Here is a 26849-nt window from a genome sequence, read left to right on the forward strand (position 1 = left end):
AACCGTCGCCGAAGATGCTGGTGTCGGCCTCAAGCGCGAACTCAACAGCCTGCTCACCCGCTATCCGGCCGAGCTCACGCGCACTCGCGATCAAATCCAGAAACGCGCCGACCTCAGCGCCGCGACTCACGTGAAAATCGCCGACGTGCAACAGGCCATTGCCGGGCTGGAACCGGTGGTGCGCGCCCAGCATGGGCAGATCCAGGGTGAAGTGCGGCTGATGCAAGGTGTGATGATCGGTTTGATTCTGTTGATCGCACTGCTGATAGACACCCTGCAGCGCAAACTGGCACGGACCCTGACGAACCTCGCTCCGGCCCTCTCGACCTGGGCCGAAGGCGACTTCAGCCACGACATTCAACTGGGTAACACCAACCGCGAACTGCATGACATTGAAGCGTCGCTCAACCGCTTGCGCGCCTATCTGGTGGACTTGGTGGGGACCATTCGCCGCAACGCCGAACAGGTGGCCGGCAGCAGTCGCACCCTGGCTGACCTGAGCAACGACTTGCACAGCGGTGCCGAGCATCAGGCCGGCGACACGGCACTGATCCGCGATTCCCTCAGTGAGCTGGAAGCGACCATCCAACAAGTCGCCGGCGATGCCAGCCAGGCCGCCGATGCCAGCCGCCACGCCGGCCTCGCCGTGGAGCATGGACAGAAAGTCATCGGCCTGAGCCTCGCCGGCCTGCATGCGCTGGTGAATGAAGTGCAAGGCAATGCACAAATGATCGAACACCTGGCCGAAGAGTCGGCCACCATCGGCGGCGTGTTGACGGTGATCCGCTCGATTGCCGACCAGACCAACCTGCTGGCCTTGAACGCCGCCATCGAGGCGGCCCGGGCCGGGGAAATGGGCCGAGGCTTTGCCGTGGTGGCGGAAGAGGTGCGCTCACTGGCGCAACGTACAGCCGGGGCCACGGCGGAAATCCAGACGCTGATCGCAGGGCTGCAAACCGCCGCACGGCAATCGGTGGAAGGCATGCGCGCCCAGGTCGAACACGCCGAGGCCACGGCCAACCAGGCCCAGGCCGCCGATGGTGCGCTGGATAAAATCGTCGGGGCGATCCAGACCATTTCCGACACGGCGGTCCGCATCGCCGATGTCACAGCCCAGCAAAGCGGCGCTGTCAGCGAGATCCGCGACCACAGTGAGCGGATTCACCAGTTGGGTGGGGATAACCTGCTGCGTATCGGCGAAGGGCGTGAGCAAGGGGAGAACCTGCTTGTACTGGGTGGGCGATTGCATACGGCCGTTCAGGCTTTTCGCGTCTGACAGACCGCCTTCGCTGGCAAGCCAGCTCCTACAGGTGCGCGGAGTTTCTGTAGGAGCTGGCTTGCCAGCGAAAGCGTCAGTTCAATCACCACACATCCTTGGCTCTGCACACCGCACTACTGTCCGCTATCATCCCCCCAATTCCGATACGCGAGATCGTCATGCGCCGTTTGCTTTGCCTGCTGTTTTTAGTGTTCGCCCTGCCGGCCAGCGCCACTGGCTTGCTGGAGAATCGCCCCAGTTCGACCCTGGGCTCGATCAACAACAGCGCCGACTTCCTGCCGGTGCGTGAAGCCTTCCAGTTGAGCCTGGTAGACAGCACGCCGCAATCGATCAAGCTGCGTTTCGTCGCCACCGAAGGTTATTACCTCTACCGCCACCGCTTTCAATTTCGCACCGACCCGGCCGATGTCGTCCTCGGCGCTGCGAAACTGCCCGAGGGTCAGAAAAAGCACGATGAATACTTCGGCGACGTCGAGGTCTACCACGGCATTCTCGACGTCGAGTTACCACGCACCGATCAGCGCGCCTTCACTCTGGCCGTGACCTATCAGGGTTGCGCCGACAAAGGTTTGTGCTATCCACCGGAAACCGAGCGTTTGAGCATCGACGGCAGCGGCGCTCCGGCGACGGCTTCTCCATGGAGCTGGCGTGAACTGGCGCTGTTTTTCCTCGCGGGCCTGGGCCTGACGTTCACGCCATGCGTGCTGCCCATGCTGCCGATCCTGTCCGGCGTGGTGCTGCGCGGCCAGGTCGGTGGCTGGCGCGGTTTCAATCTGTCACTGGCTTATGTGCTGCCGATGGCCGCCTGCTTTGCCCTGCTCGGTGCGCTGATGGGGCTATTCGGCGCCCAGCTCAATCTGCAGGCGCGGCTGCAATCGGCCTGGGTACTGGTGCCTTTCGCGATGTTTTTTGCGCTGTTCGCGTTGGCGATGTTCGGCGTCTTCGAACTCAAATTGCCGCACGCCATCAGCAGTCGCCTGGACCGCATCGCCGGTCGCGCCAAAGGCGGCTCACTGTGGGGCGCTGCGGTGTTGGGCGTGGTCTCCAGCTTGCTGGTTTCACCCTGTGTTTCGGCGCCATTGGCCGGCGCGCTGTTGTACATCAGCGCCAGTGGCGATGCGCTGGGCGGCGGCTTGAAACTGTTCATGCTCGGCCTCGGCATGGGCGCACCGCTGTTGCTGGTGGCCACCGGTGGCGCAGCCTGGCTGCCGAAAAGCGGTCCGTGGCTGGTCTACGTGAAAAACGCGATTGGCGTGTTGTTGCTGGGACTGGCGATCGGCCTGCTCAGCCGGGTCTTGCCCGGCCAGGTCAGTTTGCTGTTGATCGGGCTTCTGGCCGGTGGCGTCGGCTTGTTCATGGGCGCGCTGGAGTTCGTCTACAAGCCGCCGCGCAAGCGTCTCGGGCAGTTGCTCGGAATGTTCCTGGTGTTTTACGCCCTGGCCTGCTGGTACGGCGCGTTCAGCGGCCAGACCGACCCCTTCAATCCGATTGGCCAGCCGCACGTCGTCGAGGGCAACCAGCCTGTACAAGGCACCAGTGTCTGGCAAACCGTCAGCACTTCCGCCGATCTGGACCGCGTGCTCGCCGAGGCCCGGTCATCCGGCACACCGCTGCTGCTCGACTGGTACGCCGACTGGTGCATCAGCTGCAAAGTCATCGAACATGAGGTGCTGGACGACCCTGTCGTCATCGAACGCCTCAAGGGTTACCGGCTGATCCGCTTCGACATCACCGCCAGCAACGCCGAGCAACGCACCCTGCTCGACCGTTACCAGTTGTTCGGTCCTCCGGCGCTGATGTTTTTTGGCAAGGATGGTGTCGAACGCGCCGATGTACGGGTGATCGGCGAGATCAACGCCAGGGACTTCGCCGAACGTGTTGCCAGGGCGAATGACCACATTTAATCAAGCAGTCATATATTTCGCGCAAACATCGGTCATCGTGCTGGCTATTGCAGAGAACTGGACAGTCACAAAGGCTTTGCGGCATAGTCGCCGGGTTCTGACAATTGCTCACAGATAACATAGGAACCGCCGATGGCGACGTTACTCGTTCTGCACGGACCCAACCTGAACTTGCTCGGCACTCGTGAACCGGGCACCTACGGCGCCACGACGCTGGCGCAGATCAACCAGGACCTGGAACGCCGTGCCCGCGAAGCCGGTCACCATCTGCTGCACCTGCAAAGCAATGCCGAGTACGAATTGATCGACCGCATTCACGCTGCCCGCATTGAAGGCGTGGACTTCATTCTGATCAACCCAGCAGCTTTTACACATACAAGTGTCGCATTACGTGACGCGCTGCTGGCGGTGAGCATCCCATTCATCGAAGTGCATTTGTCTAACGTGCACAAACGCGAACCTTTCCGCCATCACTCTTACTTCTCCGACGTAGCGGTGGGAGTGATCTGCGGCCTTGGCGCCAGCGGTTATCGACTGGCCCTGGAGGCCGCCCTGGAACAGCTTGAACAACAAGTTAACCGCCCCTGACCGACCCTTGGGAGTTGATGATTCATGGATATCCGTAAAGTTAAGAAACTGATCGAATTGCTGGAAGAGTCCGGCATCGACGAGCTCGAGATCAAGGAAGGCGAAGAGTCCGTACGCATCAGCCGTCATAGCAAGACCCCGGCTCAGCAGTACTACGCACCAGCTCCAATGCATGCTCCGGCTGCCGCGCCTGTCGCTGCCGCCGCTCCGGCTGCCGCTGCCGCACCTGCTGCTCCGGCCGCGCCAGCACTGAACGGCACCGTTGCCCGTTCGCCGATGGTCGGTACTTTCTATCGCAAGTCTTCGCCAACCTCGCCGTCCTTCGTGGAAGTCGGCCAGACCGTGAAGAAAGGCGACACCCTGTGCATCGTTGAAGCCATGAAGATGATGAACCACATCGAAGCTGAAACCAGCGGTGTGATCGAATCCATCCTCGTCGAAGACGGCCAGCCGGTTGAGTACGACCAACCGCTGTTCACCATCGTTTGAACCGCGGAGAGCCTTTGATGACTGCGAAGTTGGAAAAAGTTCTGATCGCCAACCGCGGTGAGATCGCCCTGCGGATCCTGCGCGCCTGCAAAGAAATGGGCATCAAGACCGTCGCCGTTTACTCCAAGGCTGACAAGGAACTGATGCACCTGGGCCTGGCAGACGAATCCGTCTGCATCGGTCCGGCATCGGCCGCCCATTCCTACCTGCACATTCCGGCAATCATTGCCGCGGCCGAAGTGACTGGCGCCACCGCCATTCACCCGGGCTACGGTTTCCTTGCGGAAAACGCCGACTTCGCCGAACAGGTCGAGAATTCCGGCTTCGCGTTCATTGGCCCGAAAGCCGAAACCATTCGCCTGATGGGCGACAAGGTATCGGCCAAGCACGCCATGATCGCTGCCGGCGTACCGACTGTTCCGGGTTCTGACGGCCCGCTGCCGGAAGACGAAGAAACCGCTCTGCGCATCGGTCGCGAAGTCGGTTACCCGGTGATCATCAAGGCCGCTGGCGGCGGCGGTGGTCGCGGCATGCGCGTTGTGCACAAAGAAGAAGACCTGATTTCCTCGGCGAAACTGACCCGCTCCGAAGCAGGCGCGGCGTTCGGCAACCCGATGGTCTATCTGGAAAAGTTTCTGACCAACCCACGTCACGTGGAAGTCCAGGTACTTTCCGATGGCCAGGGTCACGCTATCCATCTGGGCGACCGCGACTGCTCGCTGCAACGTCGTCACCAGAAGGTTCTTGAAGAAGCGCCGGCACCGGGCATCGACGAGAACGCACGTGAGGAAGTACTCGCACGCTGCGTCAGGGCGTGCATCGATATCGGCTACCGTGGCGCAGGCACTTTCGAGTTCCTGTACGAAAACGGTCGCTTCTACTTCATCGAGATGAACACTCGTGTCCAGGTAGAGCATCCGGTTTCGGAAATGGTCACCGGCATCGACATCGTCAAGGAGATGCTCAGCATCGCCGCCGGCAACAAGCTGTCGTTCACCCAGGATGACGTGGTCATCCGCGGTCACGCACTGGAATGCCGGATCAACGCCGAAGACCCGAAAACCTTCATGCCGAGCCCGGGCACGGTCAAGCATTTCCACGCTCCAGGCGGCAACGGCGTTCGCGTCGACTCGCACCTGTACAGTGGCTATGCCGTTCCACCGAACTACGATTCGTTGATTGGCAAGCTGATCACCTACGGCGCAACCCGTGACGAAGCCATGGCGCGCATGCGCAATGCGCTGGACGAAATCGTGGTCGACGGGATCAAGACCAACATCCCGTTGCACCGCGACCTGACCCGCGATGAAGGCTTCTGCAAAGGGGGCGTGAACATTCACTACCTCGAGCACAAGCTGGCTGGCGAGAAGCACTAAGCTTCGACCCCATCAACAAGGCCGCCTTCGGGCGGCTTTGTTGTTTGCGGGAAAGAAAGATCAAAAGATCGCCCGAGCGCGGACCGAGCCTGCGGCAGCTCCTACATTTGGAATGCATTCCCCTGTAGGAGCTGCCGCAGGCTGCGATCTTTTGCTTTTGCGCCATGGTCGTGTTCTGCCGCGCGCTCGCGTAAACTTGCGCGCTTCTCGCAGCCCGCTAGGCTGCAATCAACATTTTTCAAAGGTGCCCGCCATGCCTTGGCTGCAAGTACGTCTCGCCATCAGCCCAGAACAAGCCGAAACCTATGAAGACGCTTTCCTTGAAGTGGGCGCCGTGTCGGTGACCTTCATGGACGCCGAAGATCAGCCGATCTTCGAGCCAGAACTCAACACCACGCCGCTGTGGTCCCACACGCACCTGCTGGCCCTGTTCGAAGGTGGCACCGAGCCAGGCCCGGTACTGGCCCATCTGGAGCTGCTGACCGGCAGCCCGCTGCCCGAGCACCACAGCGAAGTGATCGAAGATCAGGACTGGGAACGCAGCTGGATGGACGGTTTCCAGCCAATGCGTTTCGGCCAGCGCCTGTGGATTGTGCCGAGCTGGCACGCCGCGCCGGAACCGGATGCCGTGAATTTGCTGCTGGACCCGGGCCTGGCGTTTGGCACCGGCACCCACCCGACCACCGCGCTGTGCCTGGAATGGCTCGACGGTCAGGATCTGAAAGGCTGCAACGTGCTGGACTTCGGTTGCGGTTCGGGGATTCTGGCGATTGCCTCGCTGTTGCTCGGCGCCAGAGAGGCCGTGGGCACCGATATCGACGTGCAGGCACTGGAAGCCTCACGCGACAATGCCGGACGCAACAACATTGCCGATGAGCTCTTCCCGCTGTATCTGCCGCAAGACTTGCCACAGGTTCAGGCTGACGTGCTGGTGGCCAACATTCTCGCCGGCCCGCTGGTCTCCCTGGCGCCGCAGTTGTCCGGCCTGGTCAAGTCCGGCGGTCGCCTGGCGCTGTCGGGCATCCTCGCCGAACAGGGCGACGAAGTCGCAGCCGCCTACGCCAAGGACTTCGATCTGGACCCGATCGCCAATCGCGATGGCTGGGTGCGCATCACTGGCCGTCGGCGCTAGAATGGCCGTCTGCATAATCCGGATCGCCGCATGACCGATAGCTTCGTCACTCAGTGCCCGCATTGCCAAACCAGCTTCCGCGTCAGCCATGCCCAGTTGAGCGTGGCGCGTGGTGTGGTTCGCTGTGGCTCCTGCCTGCAGGTGTTCAATGCCGCCAGGCAGCTGCTTGAGCAGGCCGGCAAGGAACCACCGGCAGCGAAGCCGCTCCCGCCTGCGCAGCCCCTCGAAGCAGCGCCGCCGCGCGCCATCAGCCAAAAGCAATGGAGCGCCACCGAGCTGGACCTGGACAGTCTCGACCTCGACGAAGAACTCGCCCGGCTCGAACAGAGGGAGATCCAGCCGACCACCGAGCTCGGCCGCCATCGCGACGACTCGCTGAGCGCCCGTCGTGACAGCACCGGGCAGGATGACGAGGAGTCGTGGTCCGACAGCCTGTTCAGTGAGTCGGCGGCCGATCGTGCGCAACTCGACGAACCACTCGACAGCCTTGAATCGCCAGAGCCGACGGTCGAACCGAGAAAAGCCTCGCGCACCGAACCTTCGCTGTCCCTGGAACCGGTTGATCTCGACGACGAGCAGCAACCACCCCAGCTGCGCCTGAACGACCCGCTCGATGCGCCGCTGAGCCACGAACGCCTGTCGGCCGCCGACGAGAACGAAATCGACGACGACCTGCCCTCGATCGAACCGCTGCGCAAGCGGCGTGAACGCAGCGAGCCGGGCGTGCGTGCCGAAGTGCTGCAAGATCTGACCGACGACCCGCTGCAACTGGACTGGCAAAAACGCCGCTCGCCCTGGGGCCGACGGCTGTTGTGGTTGCTGCTGGTGCTGATTGCCGCTGGCGCCCTCGCCGGCCAGTACATCGCCTACCATTTCGACGAACTGGCGCGACAGGATCAATATCGCCCGTGGTTCCAGCAACTGTGCCCGCAAATCGGCTGCACCGTGCCCTCCAAGGTCGACATAGCGAAAATCAAGAGCAGCAACCTGGTGGTGCGCAGCCATCCCGAGTTCAATGGCGCCCTGGTGGTCGATGCGATCATCTATAACCGCGCGCCCTTCTCCCAGCCCTTCCCGCTGCTGGAACTGCGCTTCGCCGATCTCAATGGCCACCTGATCGCCAGTCGCCGCTTCAAACCCGGCGAGTACCTCAATGGCGATCTCGAAGGCATGGCGGAAATGCCTCCGCAAACGCCGATCCACATCGCCCTGGACATTCTCGACCCCGGCGCCAAGGCCGTGAACTACAGTCTGAGCTTCCACTCTCCGGAGTGAAACGCTCCATCGCTCCCCGATTGACGTCGGCTTTCTGAATCCACCCGGCAAACCAAACCACGGGTAATAACAGAATAACTGTTCAGAATTTGTTCAATTCAGCCTTTATCCAGTCATCGAGAGCGGGTATCATGCCAACCCTTTTTCGAACTCCCATGATCCGGCCCCACAACAGGGAAGTCCTATGTCGGCGGTACGCATCGGCCCATACACATTACATAACAGCTTGATTCTCGCCCCCATGGCGGGCGTCACCGACCAGCCCTTTCGTCAGCTGTGCAAGCGCTTGGGCGCGGGACTAGTGGTCTCGGAAATGGTCACCAGCGACATGAGTTTGTGGAACACCCGCAAGTCGCGCATGCGCATGATCCACAAAGGTGATCCCGAGCCACGCTCGGTACAGATCGCCGGTGGGGACGCGCAGATGCTGGCGGACGCCGCCCGTGCCAACGTTGAAATGGGCGCGCAGATTATTGATATCAACATGGGCTGTCCGGCAAAAAAAGTCTGCAACAAGGCTGCCGGTTCCGCACTGTTGAAGGATGAATCCCTGGTAACCGAGATCCTGCAGGCCGTCGTGGCTGCGGTCGATGTGCCGGTTACCCTGAAGATCCGGACCGGTTGGGACCGGGACAACAAGAATGGCCTGACGGTGGCAAAGATCGCCGAGCAGGCAGGCATTACGGCGCTGGCGGTGCATGGCCGCACCCGTGCCGACCTGTACACAGGTGTTGCCGAGTACGACACCATTGCCGCGATCAAGCAGGCGGTGTCGATTCCGGTCTTCGCCAACGGCGATATCGATTCGCCGGAAAAAGCCCGGTACGTGCTCGACGCGACCGGTGCCGATGGTTTGTTGATTGGCCGGGCTGCCCAGGGGCGGCCATGGATTTTTCGCGAGATCGACCATTTCCTGCGTACCGGCGAGAAGCTCCCGGCGCTGGAACTGATCGAGGTGGAACGCATTCTGCTAGAGCATCTGGCCGCCCTGCACGCCTTCTATGGCGATGTCATGGGTGTGCGCATTGCTCGAAAGCATGTGGGCTGGTATCTCGCAACCCTGCCGGGCGCCAGGGAGTTTCGCGCCCACTTCAATCGTTTGGATGGTACGGATACACAATGCGCCAACGTTCGGGCGTTTTTCGCCGAGCGTTACAAGAGCCTGACAGGGGACGGAGAGTGGGTGGCCGCATGACGATGATGACCGAGACTTTAGTGAGTGGAACAACACCCGTGAGCGACAACGTAAATTTGAAACAGCACCTCAATACGCCAAGCGAAGAAGGCCAGACCCTTCGCGGGAGTGTCGAGAAGGCGCTGCACAATTATTTCGCCCACCTTGAGGGCGCTGCCGTCACGGATGTGTACAACCTGGTGCTCTCCGAAGTCGAGGCTCCCCTGCTCGAGTGCGTGATGAATTACGTCAAGGGCAACCAGACCAAGGCCAGCGAGATGCTCGGACTGAACCGAGGCACGCTGCGCAAGAAACTCAAGCAGTACGATTTGCTGTAAGCATTCAATCAAACCAGAAAGGCGCCCGCGTAAACCGGTCGCCTTTTTTGCTGACTTCCTTTGCTTTTGATGGAAATTGAGATGACCGACCAGACTACCCGCCTGCCGATCCGCCGCGCCTTGATCAGCGTTTCCGACAAGACCGGGATCCTCGAATTCGCCAAGGAGCTTGAAGCCCTGGGCGTCGAGATCCTCTCCACCGGCGGGACGTTCAAGCTGCTGCAGGACAACGGCGTTGCCGCAGTGGAAGTCGCTGATTACACCGGCTTTGCCGAAATGATGGACGGTCGGGTGAAGACCCTGCACCCGAAAATCCACGGCGGGATCCTCGGTCGTCGCGGTATCGACGACGCCATCATGAACGAGCACGGCATCAAGCCGATCGATCTGGTTGCGGTCAACCTGTACCCGTTCGAAGCCACCATCAACAAGCCAGGTTGCGACCTGCCGACCGCCATCGAAAACATCGACATCGGCGGCCCGACCATGGTCCGTTCCGCTGCCAAGAACCACAAGGATGTGGCCATCGTGGTCAACGCCAGCGATTACGCCCGCGTCCTGGAAAACCTCAAGGCCGGCGGCCTGACCTACGCTCAGCGTTTCGACCTGATGCTCAAGGCCTTCGAGCACACCGCCGCCTATGACGGCATGATCGCCAACTACATGGGCACCGTGAACCAGGCTGCTGACACCCTCAGCACAGAAGGTCGCAGCGAGTTCCCGCGCACCTTCAACAGCCAGTTCATCAAGGCCCAGGAAATGCGCTACGGTGAGAACCCGCACCAGAGCGCGGCGTTCTACGTGGAGGCCAAGCCTGCCGAAGTCGGCATCGCCACCGCGACCCAACTGCAAGGCAAGGAACTGTCGTACAACAACGTGGCCGACACCGATGCCGCGCTGGAGTGCGTGAAGAGCTTCGTCAAGCCGGCTTGCGTGATCGTCAAGCACGCCAACCCGTGCGGCGTGGCTGTCAGCCCTGATGCCGAAGGCGGCATCCGCAAGGCCTACGACCTGGCCTACGCCACCGACACCGAATCCGCCTTCGGCGGCATCATCGCCTTCAACCGCGAACTGGACGCCGAGACCGCCAAGGCCATCGTCGAACGTCAGTTCGTCGAAGTGATCATCGCTCCATCGGTCAGCGAAGAAGCCCGCGCCATCGTCGCCGCCAAAGCCAACGTACGCCTGCTGGCCTGCGGCGAGTGGTCGGCTGACCGCGCGGCGGCCTGGGACTACAAGCGCGTCAATGGAGGCCTGCTGGTACAGAGCCGCGACATCGGCATGATCGGCGCCGACGACCTGAAAGTGGTCACCAAGCGCGCACCGTCCGAACAGGAAATCAACGACCTGATCTTCGCCTGGAAAGTCGCCAAGTACGTGAAGTCCAATGCCATCGTCTACGCCAAGAACCGCCAGACCATCGGTGTCGGCGCCGGCCAGATGAGCCGCGTGAACTCCGCGCGAATTGCTGCAATCAAGGCAGAACATGCCGGCTTGCAGGTTCAAGGTGCGGTCATGGCATCCGACGCGTTCTTCCCGTTCCGCGACGGCATCGACAACGCGGCCAAGGCCGGTATCACTGCGGTGATCCAGCCGGGCGGTTCGATGCGTGACAACGAAGTGATTGCAGCAGCTGACGAGGCTGGTATCGCCATGGTCTTTACGGGCATGCGCCACTTCCGCCACTGATACCCGCTCCCTCTGTGTGTAGGAGCTCTGCAGGAGCTGTCGAGTGAAACGAGGCTGCGATCTTTTGATCTTGTTTTTAAAAGGCAAGATCAAAAGATCGTCCGAACGCGGCCCGAGCCTTCGGCAGCTCCTACACAGTAGTTACACAGGGGTTTTGCAGCGCACCCACAGAATTTTGAGGTTTTTGAAATGAATGTTTTGATCATTGGCAGCGGTGGCCGTGAACACGCCCTGGCCTGGAAAGTGGCTCAGGATCCGCGCGTGCAGAAGGTGTTCGTGGCTCCGGGCAACGCCGGTACCGCCATCGAAGCCAAGTGCGAGAACGTCGCCATTGACGTACTGGCGCTTGAGCAACTGGCAGACTTTGCCGAGAAAAACGTTTCCCTGACCATCGTTGGCCCTGAAGTGCCTCTGGTTGCCGGTGTTGTGGATCTGTTCCGCAGCCGCGGCCTCGATTGCTTCGGTCCGACCGCCGGCGCTGCACAGCTGGAAGGTTCGAAAGCCTTCACCAAGGACTTCCTGGCTCGCCACAAGATCCCGACTGCCGACTACCAGAACTTCACCGAAATCGAGCCAGCCCTGGCCTACCTGCGTGAAAAAGGCGCTCCGATCGTGATCAAGGCCGACGGCCTGGCCGCCGGCAAAGGCGTGATCGTCGCCATGACCCTGGCTGAAGCCGAAGACGCCGTGCGCGACATGCTGGCGGGCAATGCCTTTGGCGATGCGGGTTCGCGCGTGGTCATCGAAGAATTCCTGGACGGCGAAGAAGCCAGCTTCATCGTCATGGTCGACGGCAAGAACGTGCTGCCGATGGCCACCAGCCAGGACCACAAACGCGTCGGTGACGGCGACACCGGTCCAAACACCGGTGGCATGGGGGCTTACTCCCCGGCACCAGTGGTCACCGCCGACGTGCACAAGCGCGTCATGGACCTGGTGATCTGGCCGACCGTGCGCGGCATGGCCGAGGAAGGCAATGTCTACACTGGCTTCCTGTACGCCGGCCTGATGATCGACAAGGCTGGTAACCCAAAAGTCATCGAATTCAACTGCCGTTTCGGCGACCCTGAGACCCAGCCGGTGATGCTGCGCTTGCAGTCGAGCCTGGTGCTGTTGGTCGAAGCGGCTCTGGCGCAGGCGCTGGACAAGGTCGAAGCGCAATGGGATCCACGTCCGAGCGTCGGTATCGTGCTGGCCGCAGGCGGCTATCCTGGTGACTACGCCAAAGGTGTGGCCATCAACGGCCTGGATGCAGCAGCTGCACTGGAAGGCAAAGTCTTCCACGCCGGTACTGCGCTCAAGGACGGTCAAGTCGTAACGGCCGGTGGTCGAGTGCTTTGTGCCACGGCCATGGGCGCCAGCGTCGACGCTGCACAGCAGCAGGCTTACAAACTGGCGGCATCGATTGACTGGGAAGGCTGTTTCTATCGCAAGGACATTGGCTACCGTGCCATTGCCCGCGAGCGTGGCGAAAATCAGGAATAAGGTAAACACCGCGCCAGGCAATGAACACGGTTTATTGCCTGGCTGTTCCGGCGTCGCGCATCGTTATATTCTGGCATCAACCTAACGAAGGGATTTCGCCGTGCGCTGGCTCAGGATTGCCATAAGCTTGACCGTCACTTTGCTGACCTTGCTCTGCATGCTACCGGCCCAGGCCACGCAAGGCAGTGGCTGGGCGGTATTGCTCGACGAACAGGGCGACTTGCAACTGAGCGACATCCGTTCCGCACGCTATACCAATCAATTCAGCCCTATCGAACTCGACCGCATTACCGCGGCCGAACCCGATGGCGCGTTATGGTTGCGATTCAGGCTTGCGCCGGGTAACCACGAACAGTTGCTGCGAGTGTTCGCGCCTGACCTGCGCCAGTTCAACATGTACGTGCTGGACGGCGACAAGCTGATCGATCAATCCAGCACGGGCAACGAACAGCCGCAATCCGAGCGACCATTGCCCAGCAGCGACTTCATGCTGGCCCTGCCGCAAAGCGACACTCCCCTCGACGTTTACCTGCGACTGACCTCCGACCACCAGTTACGCCCCTATATCACCCTGCAATCGGCGATCCTCGCGGCTGCCAACCAGAACCAGACGCTGATCTATGGCCTGCTTTTCGGTTGCATCGCCATGTTGATCCTGCACAATCTCATCCGCTACACCTACACCCGCTCGCACAGCGCCCTCTGGTTGGCGACGTGCGAAGGGTTGTTGATGCTCAGCCTGCTGCTGTTGCTGAACCTCGCTGGTCCCTGGCTGCCGGACTGGCATGCACTGCAAACGCCGGGGGCTTACCTGGCATTGTTAATGACGGCGCCCTGCGGTCTGATGCTTGCCTATCGCTTCTTCTCCCCGCTCGGGCCGCACCCGCTGAACCGGTTGCTGCTCGGCGAGATCCTGCTCATCATCATCTGCGGCCTGATGCTGCTGTTCGTCAATACCTTGCCGCTGAACTTCATTACCTACGGCCTGGTAGCCTTGGCAGGCCTGACCATGCTGTTCATCAGCGTCTATCACTGGCAAAAAGGTTATCGCCCGGCTCGCCTCTTCGTGGTGGCCATGGTGGTGTTCAACCTCGGGACACTGATCATCCTGCCCGCCCTGTTGGGGCTGACCCTGATCGAGCCCCATGGCCTGCTCACCACCTTGCTGGTGTTCATCTGCATCAGCGGCCTGCTGATGAGCATTGCATTGAGCGAGCGCCAGCGCCGCATCACCGAAGACCGTTTCAGCATCAGCCGTGACCTGGCGGCCAGCAACGCCGAGATCAACGCCAAGGCCGAGTTCCTGGCGAAAATCAGCCATGAGATCCGCACACCGATGAACGGCGTCCTCGGTATGACCGAGCTGCTGCTGGGCACGCCGCTTTCGGTCAAGCAACGCGACTATGTGCAGACGATCCACAGCGCCGGCAACGAGCTGCTGACACTGATCAACGAAATTCTCGACATTTCAAAACTCGAGTCCGGGCAGATCGAGCTGGACGATGTGCAGTTCGACCTCAACGCGCTGATCGAAGACTGCCTGAGCATCTTCCGCGCCAAGGCCGAGCAGCAAAACGTCGAGTTGATCAGCTTCATCCAGCCGCAAGTGCCGCGGGTGATCAGCGGTGACCCGACACGCTTGCGCCAGACCCTGTTGAGCCTGCTGGAAAACGCCCTGAAAAAAACCGATGAAGGCGAAATCCTGATCGTCGTGGCGCTCGACGAGCGCAACAACAAACCACGCCTGCGTATTGCCGTGCAGGACAGCGGCGAGCCCATGGACGCCGAAGAACGAGACGCCCTGATGCACGCCGAACTGCACAGCCGGCATTTCCTTTCGGCCACCCATCCGGGCGGCAACCTGGGGCTGGTGATTGCCCGCCAGCTGATCCGCTTGATGCAAGGGGAGTTCGGAATCAAGAGCGGCAGCAACCAGGGCAGCACGCTGTGGCTGACCCTGCCGCTGGACCCGGATCGCCTCGAACACCCGACCTCCGACCTCGACGGCCCTCTGCAAGGTGCGCGGGTATTGGTGGTGGACGACAATGACACCTGTCGCAAGGTACTGGTGCAGCAATGCAGCGCCTGGGGCCTGAACGTCAGCGCTGCGCCTTCCGGCAAGGAAGCGCTTGCACTGCTGCGCACCAAGGCTCATTTGCGTGATTACTTCGATGTGGTCCTGCTGGACCAGAACATGCCCGGCATGACCGGCATGCAACTGGCGGCCAAGATCAAGGAAGACCCGAGCCTGAACCACGACATCCTGCTGATCATGCTCACCGGCATCAGCAACGCACCGAGCAAGATCATTGCGCGCAATTCCGGGATCAAGCGCATCCTCGCCAAACCGGTAGCCGGCTACACCCTCAAGACCACTCTGGCCGACGAACTGACCCAACGCAACAAAGGTCTCGTCGCTACCCAGCCCGTGCCAAGCGGCCAGGTCCTGCCGGTCAAGGTCCCCTGCGACTTCCGCATTCTGGTGGCCGAAGACAACAGCATCTCGACCAAGGTGATCCGCGGCATGCTGAGCAAGCTCAATCTGCAACCGGATACTGCCTGCAACGGCGAAGAAGCCTTGCAAGCGATGAAAGCCCAGCGTTACGACCTGGTGCTGATGGACTGCGAAATGCCGATCCTCGACGGCTTCTCGGCCACCCAGCAATTGCGTGCCTGGGAAGTCAGCAACCAGCGGGTCCGAACCCCCGTGGTGGCATTGACCGCCCATATCCTGGCCGAACACAAAGAACGTGCGCGGCAGGCCGGCATGGACGGGCACATGGCCAAACCGGTGGAACTGTCGCAGCTGCGCGAACTGATCGAGCACTGGGTCGCCCAGCGTGACCAGCAGAATCGCGCAACGACCCAAACGTCCTGAGCCGACAGACTGCGCAACCCCTGATAGACTCCCCCTCGACTTCCCTCGCCAGTGAGCCCGGCACCATGCTCCATGTGTTGTTCAGCGTTTACCTGAAGATGCTGGTGCTCTACAGCCCATTCTTCGTGTTGTCCTGCTTCATCAGCCTGACCCGTGGTTATTCGCGCAAGGAACAGCGTCGGCTGGCCTGGAAAGTAGCGGTCGCCACCCTGGTCTCCAGTGTTCTGCTGTACTTGTTCGGCCGAGTGATTTTCAGTGTTTTCGGCATCACCGTGGACGCATTCCGCATCGGCGCAGGCAGTGTCCTGTTCATCTCGGCACTAGGGATGGCACAAGGCAAATCGGCGGTACAGACCGACAACGTGCAGCAGGATGTGACCATTGTCCCGCTGACCATTCCGCTGACGGTCGGCCCCGGCACCATCGGTGCCTTACTCGTGATGGGCGTGAGCCAGCCGCACTGGGACGACAAACTCACCGCCATTGTCAGCATTGCCCTTGCCAGCTTCACCGTGGGGGTGGTGCTTTATCTGTCCAGCCGCATCGAACGCATTCTCGGCGATCAGGGCTTACAGATAGTCAGCCGATTGATGGGATTGTTTGTGTGCGCGCTGGCGGCGCAGATCATCTTCACCGGAGTCAAGGGTTACCTGGTGCCTTGAAGCGACGGCTTGTCCAACCCCGAAAACAAGGCCCTGTGCATCAATCACAGGGCCTTGCCTTTTTATTGTGTGTAAAGCCTTTCAGTCAGGACTGGAGTTTGCGCACGAACACCTTGTTCGAATAAGCTTCGATTTTTTCGTGGACCCGTTTACGGTAGTTTTCAAACACCCGTCGGTTGAACACAAACACCCCGCCATTGGGAATGATCGCCAGCTCTCGATTGAACTCGCTCCACAGGAAAAAGTCGCGTTCAATCACGGTCGCGATGTAGCGCAAGCCAAGCAGGCAGACGACCACTTCACCCGAGGCGAGCCGCTCGCAAGGCGCGCACTTGAGGATGCCCGAGCCGCCATTGGCGACATTGCCGCGAAAGAAGTTCCAGGCAAACTCATCCAGCCGCAACGCCTGATAGGTGTCCTCGAGGAGCTGGCCCAAGCTCTCCACGCCCAAGCGGCCAATCACGCTATAACTGGCGCTGAGCAATTGTCGGACACTCGTGACCAGGATCGGTTCGGCCGGAACGATGGTCTTGAGCGTGTATCCCGCCTTGAGCAATCGCCCTTGAAAATAGTCGAACCAGACCTTCCTCGACACCTGGCCCGGGTATTTCTCATTGGCCGCCAGTTCCGCGTACAACAGGCAGTCCTGTATATCCTCCTGGTCTTGCAAACTTACCCGCTGGGTAAAGGACAACAGGCAACCACCCACTACGACAGCATTAACAGACTCGGGCATATTTACCCCCATACAGCCAGTGCTTTAATCGGTTACTTCGATCAAAGCCTGCCCACCTTATTGACCTGTCAATTGTTTGAAAAGACCATCGGCAAATTGGTCGTTATAGGCATACACCATATTTTTCTTTCGCTCGAATGCACGCCGATTAAAGTTGCGCACACCGGCGCCCTGGAAAACCTGCAAACCTTGAGTCTTGTAAGTCACGAATAAAAAGTTTCCGTTATATTCCTTATCCACCAAGTCAAGGCCGCCCATCAACATGGCCATGCCACCGCCTGGCGTCGTAATGCAAGGCACAGCCTTGAAGCTGACGACATCGTTTTTCTTGCTGCCGGCATCGACAATCTTCAGTGCATCCTTATCGCCCTTAAGCTTGCTGAAACCCGACGCCACCAGGTTCAGGACACTGCTCGCACCACTGGAAATGACGGTCTCCAGTACCTGCAACACTGCCTCATTCATCGTGATGGTGAGCTGCTTGCTGACGTATTTCTTGTAGGTGAAGCTTTCCGTCACCCAACCCACTGCCAACAATGCCTGGTTGTACTTATGGTACCGCTCTTCGTTGCTGGTTCCCTTGGGCAGGCGCCGGACCACCGCTTCAGCAAACTGCTGGCAGTCCAGCGCATCCTGCCTGTCTTCCTCCGAAAGCGCCTGGTCGAACACCACCAGCGAGGGCCCTACTACCGAAGTCCCGACACCTTGCGCCGACGAATCACTCGATGCTGCGCTCAGGATCGAGGTGGAGCGCTTGGTCCGCCCCCGTGGCGCGACGTTTTTCAGTTCTGCCGCAATGCCTTCGAAATACTTGTCCTGCATGGCATCATCAAATGCGACTTGAGCCACTGAGTGAACACTTATATCAGTCATTTAAATTTCCATTTTATTAATAAGTCGCCTCATGCGACCACCTGAAAATTAAAGCACAGGGTTGAACCGGTCAAAGCAAAAACACTTAGAACTTATTTCAGGAGTTATCAGAAAACAAAAGGGCCCGCGATAACTTTCGTTATTCACAGGCCCTACCGTTAGTTGCTACTTTGAACATCAGCGACCTTCGAACAAAGCCGCTTTCACTCAAGTGGCTGGCTTGCTTGGGTACCAGCGTGGCGTGTAAATCCAGTCACCTCCGCCAACCCGCGGAAAAGCACAGGTCAGGGACGAGCCGATCAATACCATGGTGCGCATGTCGACCTGATCCGGGGTCAACTGGCCAAGGGAGGTAACCCGCAGTGTCTGCCCCGGGCGCCCGATATCCCGACCCAGCACCACAGGCGTCTCGGGTACGCGGTGTCGGGCGACGATGTCCAGCGCCTGGCCCAATTGCCATGGACGTGCACGCGAGATCGGGTTGTAGAAAGCCAGGGCCAGATCGGCTTGAGCGGCCAGGTCCAGGCGCTTTTCGATGATTGCCCAGGGCTTGAGGTTATCTGACAGCGACAGCACACAGAAGTCATGTCCCAGCGGCGCGCCGGCCTGCGCGGCAGTCGCCAGCGAAGCAGAGACGCCCGGCAGGATCTCGAGATCAACGTTGTGCCAATGGACGTCGGTGGACTCGTGCAGCGCCTCCAGCACCGCAGCGGCCATGGCGAAAACCCCCGGATCTCCCGAGGAAACCACCACCACCGAGAGCCCCTGAGCCGCCAGTTCGAAGGCGTGGCGGGCGCGTTGCATCTCTTCGCGGTTGTCGGTGCAGTGCAGCACCTGATCGGCGCGAAACGGCCCGGCCATGCGCACATAGGTTTCGTAGCCCAGCACGTCGGTTGCGCGAGCCAGTTCAGCCTTTACTGCCGGCACCATCAGTTCAGCAGCGCCCGGCCCGAGGCCGATCACCGCCAGCCGTCCACGCGGGCGGCCGATTTGCAATGGGGCCAGCGGCTGCTCTGCCACCGCAATGGCAACGGTGTCGCTACCAAGCATGGAAAATGGCTGGCCTATGGCAGTACGCAGACGTTCGCCAAGCGCCTTCTCAGCGCCGGCAAAACGCAACGGCACGCCCAATTCAAGCGCTGCCTCACGCAACGCCGGACTGGCCATTTCCGTATCGGCGGCCAACAGACAGGCCAGCGACTGCACGGCGATTTTTCCCTGATGCAATGCCTCGCGCACCGCCGCCGCGACATTCACCAGGCCAGTATCCACAGCGACCGCCACATTGCGCGGATAGATCAACAGTTCGTTGGCAGCAGGTGCCCGCTCGACATGACTGACATGCACCGCCAATCGGGCCTGCGCATTTTCGGGCAACTGCGCCCGCGCCAGCCAAGGGGCCTCACCCTCAATTCGCACCGCTTCCCCGGCGAGCAAATCGGAGACAAAACGCTTGCCCAGTTCCAGATCGCCCAGGGCATAGCCGCTGGGCGGGTTGAGCAGGCACGTGCCGAAACGCAACTCACCGCTGGTGGTGATCGCCGCGGAAACTTCCAGTGCGGCGGCAATCTCCCGCGCCATCACATTCACCCCGCCGAGACCACCCAGCAGTGGAACCACGGCGCTGCCGTCTTCGGCCACCGCCAATACCGGTGGCTCGGCGCCTTTTTCCAGCAACAAGGGCGCCAGCGTGCGGATCACGATCCCCGCCGCGCACAGGGCAATGATCGGTGTGCCCTGCTGATAGAGCTCGCGCAGGGTCGCGCCGAATTCGTGATAGACCCGATCCGCGCCTTCGACCCGTTCGGCCAGGCCATGGATCAGGGCTGCAGGGTACACCTGCTGAATGCTGCGTGCGGTAGCGAGGCTGCCATTGCCGAGAATGACAATCGCCGGAACTGGACGAGTCATCAGCCTTGCCACCTTTCGCCGGGAACGATGATCAACGAGAAGTACGGTGAAGACATCGGCTCGACCTGATCCAGCGGCACGATCTTCTGATTGGCCATGGTCGCGCGTTCGACGTATAGCGCACGCTCGGCCAGGCCGAGTTCTTCCAGCACCTGGCGGACCTTGGGAAAGTTGCGCCCCAGTTTCATGATCACCGCCGCATCGGCATCGGCCAGGCGACGCTTGAGTTCGTCGTGCGGCAACACACCGGACAACACCGACAGACTCTGATTGCGATACACCAGCGGTGCACCGAGCACCGAGGCGCCGCCGAGCATCGAGCACACACCGGGCACGACTTCAGCCTGATAACGTTCGGCGAGCCGGTCGTGCAGGTACATGTAGGAGCCGTAGAAGAACGGATCACCCTCGCAGATCACCGCCACATCACGGCCTGCGTCGAGATGCGTGGCCAGTTCTTCGGCAGCGTCATCGTAGAAGTCGCTGATCACTTGTTCGTAGGACAGCGGCGCCGGCAAGGCTTCGGTGGTCACCGGGTACACCAGTGGCAACAGATTCTGTGCGTCTTGCAGGTGGGCTTCGATGATGCCGAAGGCGTTGCCTTTCTTGCCCTTGGCGACGAAGTACGCCACCACCGGCGACTCGCGCAGCAAACGCAGGGCCTTGACGGTAATCAGTTCCGGATCACCGGGGCCGACGCCGAGGCCGATCAAACGTCCAGGTTGCTGCATCATTCGATCTCCGTGGCGAGGGCATTGACGGCGGCGGCGGCCATGGCGCTACCGCCCAGGCGACCTTGCATGATGACAAAAGGCACGCCACGGCTGTCGGCCGCCAGCGCTGCCTTGGATTCGGCGGCGCCGACGAAGCCCACTGGAAAACCGAGGATCAGCGCCGGTTTCGGTGCACCGGCGTCGAGCATTTCCAGCAAGTAAAACAGCGCCGTCGGCGCATTGCCGATGACCACCACACTGCCTTCCAGGTGCGGGCGCCACAGTTCCAGCGCGGCGGCGGAGCGGGTGTTGCCCAGCTCGCGAGCTAGTGCTGGAACACTGTCATCGCGCAGGGTGCAGATCACTTGGTTGTTCGCCGGCAACCGCGCGCGGGTCACGCCTTCGGAGACCATCCGCGCATCGCACAAAATCGGCGCGCCGGCCGCCAGCGCATCACGCCCGGCCTTGCCTGCCCCCTCGGAAAACTGCAACCCGTCGATGGCCTCGACCATGCCGCAGGCGTGAATCACCCGAACGGCGAGTTTCTCCAGATCGGCCGGAATGCGCTCGAGGTTGGCCTCGGTGCGAATGATCGCGAAGGAGTTGCGATAGATCTCCTGACCGTCGCGGATGTAATCAAGCATCGATGGGGCTCCGTGAGCGGGCGTCGAGCAAGGCCGCGACCGCTTCAATAGTAAGGTTGCGTGCGTGCAGCGCGCCGAAACCCGGCTGCGCTGCATCGCGTAAATAGAGATCGTAGTGACCGGGGGCCACGGCCAGCAAGGTGACGGGCGCCGTATGCGCGGCGGCGCAGGAACGCGGGCAACCGCTCAAATGTACGTTCGGCGCTTGTCCGTGACGCTGCAGCAATTCGGCCAATTTCAGGGCATCACCCTTGGTTTCGGCCACCCCCTTGGCGCAACCGTTGGAACCGGTGCAGGCGATCAACCGGGACAATGGCTGATCGGCTTCGCACTGCAAGCCCAGACATTTCAATTGCCGAATGACCTCGGCGGCGTTTTTCGCGTGGACATTAGGCAGCAGCAGGCTTTGCCAGGGTGTGAAGCGCAGACTGCAATCACCGAACTCGCGTGCCAGTTGCGCCACACCCCGCAGCATCGTCGGATCGAGCCGACCCAGCGGCGGGACAGCCCCCACATAGACAACACCCGGCTCGGCCTGGGGATGGGCGCCCAAGTGCACATCACTGGAACCCGAAACCCGCTGCCAACCGACAACCGCTTGCATCGATACACGCTCAGCCAACCGAAGTAGAACGTCCTCGACCGAATACCCGACCAGCAAATGACGCATCCGCGTCTGCTCGGGGCGCGCCAGCTCCAGGAACAACTCAAGGACCGCGACCACCAGAGAGTACCCGTCAGCCAGCGCAACCGAACCGGCGGGGCTGTCCGTCGGGCATCCCGTCAGACCGAACGCCAGCCGTCGCTCGCCATCTTGTTCAAACGCCGAGAGCCACAGGTCATGGGGATGTTCGAGCATCGCCAGGTCTTCGCCGCCATCGAGCTGCACGGCGAACTTGGCACTGAGGTCGTGGAACACTTCGTGGCCTTGCAGTGTGGCGAGGATCTGCGCTGCCAGCGGGCGAGTGTCGAACAGCATGCGCAGGTCGATCCCGGCGCCGGGGCTGAGCATCAGGTTACGCACATCGTCGCCGGCCGCGTTTTGCGGTCCCAGATCGGCGGCCAGCAAGCTGTCGATCAACGCCGTTTGCTCGCTACCAATGCCGCGGATCTGCAGGTTGGCCCGGTTGGTCGCCTCGATCGCCCCGCTGGCGTACCGCTCGGCCGCAGCCGCCACGGCCTCGGCCTGGACGCTGCTGATCGAACCGCCGTTCAACTTGATCCGGCAGATACCGCCATCCAGTGCCGGGACAATACGCAGTAACCCCGGGCAAGCCGAGGGGCGTAAGGCAGCGGACAGCGGACGTTGGTTCAAGGCGGACCCGTTCAGGTGGCGAGGCGATTCACGGCGAAAGTGCGCGGTATTATGCCTGCTTTACTTCGCCGCATGAAAAGACTCCGGTCGGGAAGAGAAGGCAGTCAGCTCAAGGAACCCGCGCTATCATGCCGCCCAACAACGTTTAACGCGTGATTGAGGAATGGCATGACACCCTGGCTGACGGTAGTGGGCATCGGCGAAGACGGTTTCAAGGGTCTGGGCAAGAACGCCCGGCATGCGCTGTTGCGCGCAGCGAAAATCTTCGGCGGCCAGCGGCATCTGGATTTGCTCCCGCCGTGCATACGCGGCGAGCGCCAGCCATGGCCGAGTCCCTTCTGCCTTGAGTCGCTGCTGTCATACCGTGGCGACCCCGTTTGCGTCCTGGCCAGTGGCGACCCGATGTTCTTCGGCGTCGGCGCCAGCCTCGCCCGGCAACTCCCTGCAGCCGAGATGCTGACGCTTCCCGCACCGTCCTCCTGCTCGCTGGCCGCTGCACGAATGGGTTGGCCCTTGCAGGAGGTGGTCACACTGTCCGTGGTGGCCCGGCCTTTCGCCGCACTCAACGCCCACTTGTCCAGTGGCGTGCGCTTGCTGGTGTTGAGCAACGACGGCCGCAGCCCCGCCGCCATCGCGGCCCTGTTGCGCGAACGTGGCTTCGGCCCTAGCCGTCTCACCGTGCTGGAACACCTGGGCGGTGAAGCCGAGCGGCGTATCGACGGTATCGCCAGCGACTGGAACGATCCGCTGATCGCCGACTTGAATCTGATCGCCATCGAATGCGTCGCCGAGCCGAACACGCTGCGGCTGTCGCGACTGGCCGGCCTGCCGGACTCGGCCTTCCAGCACGACGGCCAACTGACCAAACGCGATGTGCGCGCCATCACCCTCGCACGCCTGGCCCCGGTCCCTGGCGAACTGTTGTGGGACGTCGGCGCCGGCAGCGGCTCGATCGGCATCGAATGGATGCGCGCTCACCCCAGTTGCCGCGCACTGGCCATCGAGGCGGATGCGGGCCGACAAACGTTGATCGAACACAACCGCGATGCGCTCGGCGTTCCCGGCCTGCAATTGGTTCGCGGCAGTGCGCCAATGGCCCTGGCCGGGCTGGAGCGACCGGATGCGATTTTCATCGGCGGCGGTGTCACCCGCGAAGGCGTGCTCGATACGTGTTGGGCCGAACTCAAAGCCGGGGGCCGGCTGATCGCCAACGCGGTCACCCTGCAAAGTGAAATGACCCTGATGACCTGGCGCGAGCAACACGGCGGGGAGCTGACGCGCATTCATATCGCACAAGCACAACCGCTGGGCGACTTTGACACCTGGCGCCAGGCCTTGCCGATTACCTTGCTGGACGTGACGAAACCCTTCGATGCGTGACGAAACCGCCGAACAACCCGCACCACTGCGCAGCGGCCTGACCACCGGCAGTTGCGCCACGGCCACCAGCCTCGCCGCCGCGCGTCTGCTGCTGGATGGCACATCGGCCGATGCGGTGGAAATCGTGTTGCCCAAGGGCAAACAGGTGCAGATGCGCCTGGAGTTCTGCCGCCTCACCGAGGACGGCGCCGAAGCGGGAACACTCAAAGACGCCGGTGACGATCCGGACGTGACCCACGGTGCCCTGCTCTACTCCCAGGTGCGCCTGAGTAGCGAACCCGGGACTCGCTTCAAGGCCGGTCGCGGCGTCGGCACAGTGACCCGGCCCGGGCTGGTGCTGGGTGTCGGCGAACCGGCGATCAACCCGGTGCCGCGCAAAATGATCAGCGAGCACCTGGCCCGGCTGGCCGACGAACTCGGCTACAGCGGCGGCTTCGAGGTCACGGTCAATGTCGAGAACGGCGAGGCGCTGGCATTGAAAACCATGAACCCGCGCCTGGGCATTCTTGGCGGCTTGTCGATACTCGGAACCAGCGGTATCGTCCGGCCGTTTTCCTGTGCGGCCTACATCGCCTCGATCCACCAGGGCATCGACGTGGCGAAAACCAACGGTTACCTGCACATCGCCGCCTGCACCGGCAACGCCAGCGAAGACACCATGCGCCGGGTCTACAACCTGCCGGAAATCGCCCTGATCGAAATGGGCGACTTCGTTGGCGCCGTGCTTAAGCACCTGCGCAAAGTACCGGTGGAAAAACTCAGTCTGTGCGGTGGTTTCGGCAAGATCAGCAAACTGGCGGCCGGGCACATGGATCTGCACAGTCGCCATTCGAGCATCGACCTGCCGCAACTGGCGCTATGGGCGGCACAGGTCGGCGCTGATGCGGCGTTGCAGCAGAGCATCCGCGAGGCCAACACCAGCCAGCAGGCACTGGCCATGGCCGCCGCAGCCGGGGTCGCCCTGGGTAATGCAGTCTGTCAACACGCCCTGGATTTTGCCCGCAGCGTGGTGCCGGCGCAGGTTCAGGTGGAAGTCTTTGCCATCGATCGCCAGGGCGGGATCGTTGGCCATGCGGGAGCCTTTCAATGAAGCGCATTCTCCTGCTAGGCGGCGTGACCGAAGCCATGGCCATTGCCCGCACGCTGGGGCCGCAGCACATCTATAGCCTGGCCGGTATCGGTCGGGTGCCGACGGACCTGCAATGCCAGGTTCGTGTCGGCGGCTACGGCGGCGCCGAGGGCCTGGCGCAATTCATTGGCGATGAAGGCATCGATCTGCTGCTCGATGCCACTCACCCCTACGCCGCCCAAATCAGCCAGAACGCCGCGACCGCCGCGCGCTTGAGCGGCATTCCCTGCTGGGCGCTACGGCGTCCGGCCTGGCAAGCCCAGGCAGGGGATGACTGGCGGGAAGTCAGCGATTGGGCCGAACTGATCGAAGCCCTGAAACCCTTCCGTCGACCGCTGTTCACTCTCGGCCGCGAGCCCCTGCAACACCTGGACGAAATTCCTGCGGAGCAATTCTGGACCCTGCGCGCACTGGACACGTATCCGGGCAACGAGCGCTGCGAAGTGATCGGCGCACGGGGACCCTTCCTGATTGACGATGAACGTGAGTTGTTCGAACGGCGAAACATCGACGTGCTGGTCAGCAAGAACAGCGGCAGCACGGCGACCGAGCCCAAGCTGGAAGTCGCGCGTGAGCGTGGTGTGCCGGTAATTGTCTTGAAGCGGCCGGTGTTGCCGGGGGTTGATCGGGAGTTTGAGGGTGTGACAGAAATCCTGATGGCCCTGTCGCTCTTCGACGGCTCCTGATCCCCCGTCCGCCGGGACTTTTCCTACGACACCTTCGGAGTACGCCGATTATCCATTCCAGGTCTCCAACCCTATAGTCCGGCGGATTCTGAACAAAGCTCCAGCACTACTGGCGCTTTGAAATTCACGACTATCATGAAGGCTACGAAAGGATGGCGCTGCGACACCAAACCGCACGCCGCCTTTTTACTTATCGGCCCCGATCAGGCTAAATAGCCCGCGCCTGATCGCCCACCCAAACGGATTTTGTCCCATGTCCCGACAACGGCTCGCAATTGCCTGGATAGCCTGCTTCGCAGTGCTGTTCAACATGCTCGCCATGCCGATGTCCGGAGCGATGGCACAAACGGCTAATTCACCTGCCGAACAGTTGTTGTGGGGCAGTTTCTGCAGTTCCAGCGGCACCAGGATGGTGGCGATTTCCATCGGGGACCTTGAACAGAAAGCCCCGCAAAACGACGATCATTCCAACATGCAGCATTGCTGGTGCTGCTCCGGTTCTGCGCCATTGGTGGCGTTGCCGGGGCATTCGCCACAGCTGTATTTCGCGCACTTCGAATCCAACCGAAGCCTGCCCGCCACCTCGCTCGACAGCCCGTCACCGCGCCAGCAATGGCCGAGCCTCAACCCCCGCGCGTCCCCTCTGGTGTGATTTTTTCTCGCAATTGACTGCGTTTTAAATCGTTCCGGAGAACTGCCATGTTGAACAAACTTATCGTTCTGGGCGCGTTGCTGCTGCCTGCCTGCTTTGCCAATGCCCATGATTACAAGGTCGGCGCACTGGAAATCGCGCATCCGTGGTCCCAGGAGTTGCCACCCAATGCGCCCACCGTTGCGGCGTATTTCGTGATCAACAATGAAGGCAAGACCGCCGACCGCCTGCTCAGCGTCGACACCCCCATTGCGGGCGAAGCGCAATTGCATGAGCACGTGATGCAAGGCGACATGATGAAAATGCAGCACGTACCGAGCGTGGAAGTGCCCGCCGGTGGCGAGGTCACTTTCGCACCGATGGCCTATCACGTGATGTTGCTGGGCCTCAAGGACCGCAGCCTGCTCACTGACGGCAAGCGTTTCCCCATGACGCTGCACTTCGAGAAGTCCGGTGACGTGACGGTCGAAGTCGCGGTGCAGAAGCAGGCGCCGGACACCATGCAAGCGCACGTGCACAAGCCGTAATCGCCTGAACTGAA

At 61.3% G+C, this 26849-nt stretch carries 24 protein-coding genes; 18 read left to right on the forward strand and 6 right to left on the reverse strand.

The window, feature by feature from the left end:
- The first annotated feature begins 232 nt into the window (after window positions 1-232).
- The 13 genes from AC1D19_RS14310 (at window position 233) to AC1D19_RS14370 (ending at window position 16269) form a co-directional block, all read left to right on the forward strand.
- Window positions 233-1276, forward strand: a complete 1044-nt coding sequence (locus tag AC1D19_RS14310) for a methyl-accepting chemotaxis protein (RefSeq protein WP_477763709.1) — start codon at window positions 233-235, stop codon at window positions 1274-1276.
- 161 nt (window positions 1277-1437) lie between these two features.
- Window positions 1438-3183 (forward strand): protein-disulfide reductase DsbD, encoded by a 1746-nt coding sequence (locus tag AC1D19_RS14315; protein ID WP_477763610.1) that lies wholly within the window; start codon window positions 1438-1440, stop codon window positions 3181-3183.
- A gap of 132 nt (window positions 3184-3315) precedes the next feature.
- Window positions 3316-3771, forward strand: a complete 456-nt coding sequence (gene aroQ / locus AC1D19_RS14320; RefSeq protein ID WP_477763611.1) for a type II 3-dehydroquinate dehydratase — start codon at window positions 3316-3318, stop codon at window positions 3769-3771.
- Window positions 3772-3795: 24 nt separating this feature from the next.
- Window positions 3796-4260 (forward strand): acetyl-CoA carboxylase biotin carboxyl carrier protein, encoded by a 465-nt coding sequence (accB, locus tag AC1D19_RS14325; RefSeq protein ID WP_477756861.1) that lies wholly within the window; start codon window positions 3796-3798, stop codon window positions 4258-4260.
- A 17-nt stretch (window positions 4261-4277) separates the two neighbouring features.
- The gene (gene accC, locus AC1D19_RS14330) at window positions 4278-5636 is read left to right on the forward strand and encodes an acetyl-CoA carboxylase biotin carboxylase subunit (RefSeq protein WP_477756862.1); all 1359 of its coding nucleotides are present in this window, start codon (window positions 4278-4280) and stop codon (window positions 5634-5636) included.
- A gap of 253 nt (window positions 5637-5889) precedes the next feature.
- Window positions 5890-6768, forward strand: a complete 879-nt coding sequence (gene prmA, locus AC1D19_RS14335) for a 50S ribosomal protein L11 methyltransferase (RefSeq protein ID WP_477763612.1) — start codon at window positions 5890-5892, stop codon at window positions 6766-6768.
- A 30-nt stretch (window positions 6769-6798) separates the two neighbouring features.
- Window positions 6799-8043, forward strand: a complete 1245-nt coding sequence (locus AC1D19_RS14340) for a DUF3426 domain-containing protein (RefSeq protein WP_477763613.1) — start codon at window positions 6799-6801, stop codon at window positions 8041-8043.
- A gap of 184 nt (window positions 8044-8227) precedes the next feature.
- Entirely contained in the window at window positions 8228-9238 is a 1011-nt protein-coding gene (dusB, locus tag AC1D19_RS14345; RefSeq protein WP_477753241.1) for a tRNA dihydrouridine synthase DusB, read from the forward strand.
- The gene (fis, locus tag AC1D19_RS14350) at window positions 9235-9555 is read left to right on the forward strand and encodes a DNA-binding transcriptional regulator Fis (RefSeq protein WP_015093301.1); all 321 of its coding nucleotides are present in this window, start codon (window positions 9235-9237) and stop codon (window positions 9553-9555) included. Before dusB ends, fis begins: the two co-directional genes overlap by 4 nt.
- An 81-nt stretch (window positions 9556-9636) precedes the next feature.
- Complete coding sequence (gene purH / locus AC1D19_RS14355) at window positions 9637-11244, forward strand: bifunctional phosphoribosylaminoimidazolecarboxamide formyltransferase/IMP cyclohydrolase (RefSeq protein ID WP_477763614.1); 1608 nt, start codon at window positions 9637-9639, stop codon at window positions 11242-11244.
- Window positions 11245-11433: 189 nt separating this feature from the next.
- Window positions 11434-12729: a phosphoribosylamine--glycine ligase gene (gene purD / locus AC1D19_RS14360; protein WP_477753243.1), complete on the forward strand. Its 1296-nt coding sequence runs from the start codon at window positions 11434-11436 to the stop codon at window positions 12727-12729.
- A gap of 100 nt (window positions 12730-12829) precedes the next feature.
- Complete coding sequence (locus AC1D19_RS14365) at window positions 12830-15607, forward strand: hybrid sensor histidine kinase/response regulator (protein ID WP_477763615.1); 2778 nt, start codon at window positions 12830-12832, stop codon at window positions 15605-15607.
- Between the two features lie 65 nt (window positions 15608-15672).
- On the forward strand, window positions 15673-16269 hold the full coding sequence (locus AC1D19_RS14370) for a MarC family protein (protein WP_111284385.1): 597 nt from the start codon (window positions 15673-15675) through the stop codon (window positions 16267-16269).
- 85 nt (window positions 16270-16354) lie between these two features.
- Here AC1D19_RS14370 and AC1D19_RS14375 read toward each other — a convergent pair whose 3' ends face one another.
- The 6 genes from AC1D19_RS14375 to cobG form a co-directional block, all read right to left on the reverse strand.
- Window positions 16355-17005 (reverse strand): hypothetical protein, encoded by a 651-nt coding sequence (locus AC1D19_RS14375; protein WP_477763616.1) that lies wholly within the window; start codon window positions 17003-17005, stop codon window positions 16355-16357.
- 57 nt (window positions 17006-17062) lie between these two features.
- On the reverse strand, window positions 17063-17878 hold the full coding sequence (locus tag AC1D19_RS14380; protein WP_477763617.1) for a hypothetical protein: 816 nt from the start codon (window positions 17876-17878) through the stop codon (window positions 17063-17065).
- A gap of 207 nt (window positions 17879-18085) precedes the next feature.
- Entirely contained in the window at window positions 18086-19789 is a 1704-nt protein-coding gene (cobJ, locus tag AC1D19_RS14385) for a precorrin-3B C(17)-methyltransferase (RefSeq protein ID WP_477763618.1), read from the reverse strand.
- Window positions 19789-20520, reverse strand: a complete 732-nt coding sequence (locus AC1D19_RS14390) for a precorrin-2 C(20)-methyltransferase (protein WP_477763710.1) — start codon at window positions 20518-20520, stop codon at window positions 19789-19791. Before AC1D19_RS14390 ends, cobJ begins: the two co-directional genes overlap by 1 nt.
- A complete protein-coding gene (locus tag AC1D19_RS14395) occupies window positions 20520-21146 on the reverse strand; it encodes a precorrin-8X methylmutase (protein ID WP_477763619.1) in 627 nt (208 codons plus the stop codon). The genes AC1D19_RS14390 and AC1D19_RS14395 overlap by 1 nt, the downstream gene beginning before the upstream one ends.
- Window positions 21139-22461, reverse strand: a complete 1323-nt coding sequence (cobG, locus tag AC1D19_RS14400) for a precorrin-3B synthase (protein ID WP_477763620.1) — start codon at window positions 22459-22461, stop codon at window positions 21139-21141. The genes AC1D19_RS14395 and cobG overlap by 8 nt, the downstream gene beginning before the upstream one ends.
- Window positions 22462-22629: 168 nt before the next feature.
- On the opposite strand from cobG, the gene cbiE reads away from it, so the two are divergent.
- The 5 genes from cbiE to AC1D19_RS14425 all read left to right on the forward strand — a co-directional run bounded on the left by cbiE (window position 22630) and on the right by AC1D19_RS14425 (window position 26835).
- Window positions 22630-23841 (forward strand): precorrin-6y C5,15-methyltransferase (decarboxylating) subunit CbiE, encoded by a 1212-nt coding sequence (gene cbiE / locus AC1D19_RS14405; protein WP_477763621.1) that lies wholly within the window; start codon window positions 22630-22632, stop codon window positions 23839-23841.
- Complete coding sequence (locus AC1D19_RS14410) at window positions 23834-24931, forward strand: cobalt-precorrin-5B (C(1))-methyltransferase (protein WP_477763622.1); 1098 nt, start codon at window positions 23834-23836, stop codon at window positions 24929-24931. The genes cbiE and AC1D19_RS14410 overlap by 8 nt, the downstream gene beginning before the upstream one ends.
- Window positions 24928-25656, forward strand: coding sequence for a cobalt-precorrin-6A reductase (locus AC1D19_RS14415; protein WP_477763623.1), 729 nt, complete (start codon window positions 24928-24930; stop codon window positions 25654-25656). Before AC1D19_RS14410 ends, AC1D19_RS14415 begins: the two co-directional genes overlap by 4 nt.
- A gap of 253 nt (window positions 25657-25909) precedes the next feature.
- Window positions 25910-26308, forward strand: a complete 399-nt coding sequence (locus AC1D19_RS14420; RefSeq protein WP_477763624.1) for a DUF2946 domain-containing protein — start codon at window positions 25910-25912, stop codon at window positions 26306-26308.
- A gap of 47 nt (window positions 26309-26355) precedes the next feature.
- Complete coding sequence (locus AC1D19_RS14425; RefSeq protein WP_477763625.1) at window positions 26356-26835, forward strand: copper chaperone PCu(A)C; 480 nt, start codon at window positions 26356-26358, stop codon at window positions 26833-26835.
- The last annotated feature ends 14 nt before the right edge of the window (window positions 26836-26849 follow it).

Source organism: Pseudomonas sp. P1_C12, assembly GCF_056406435.1.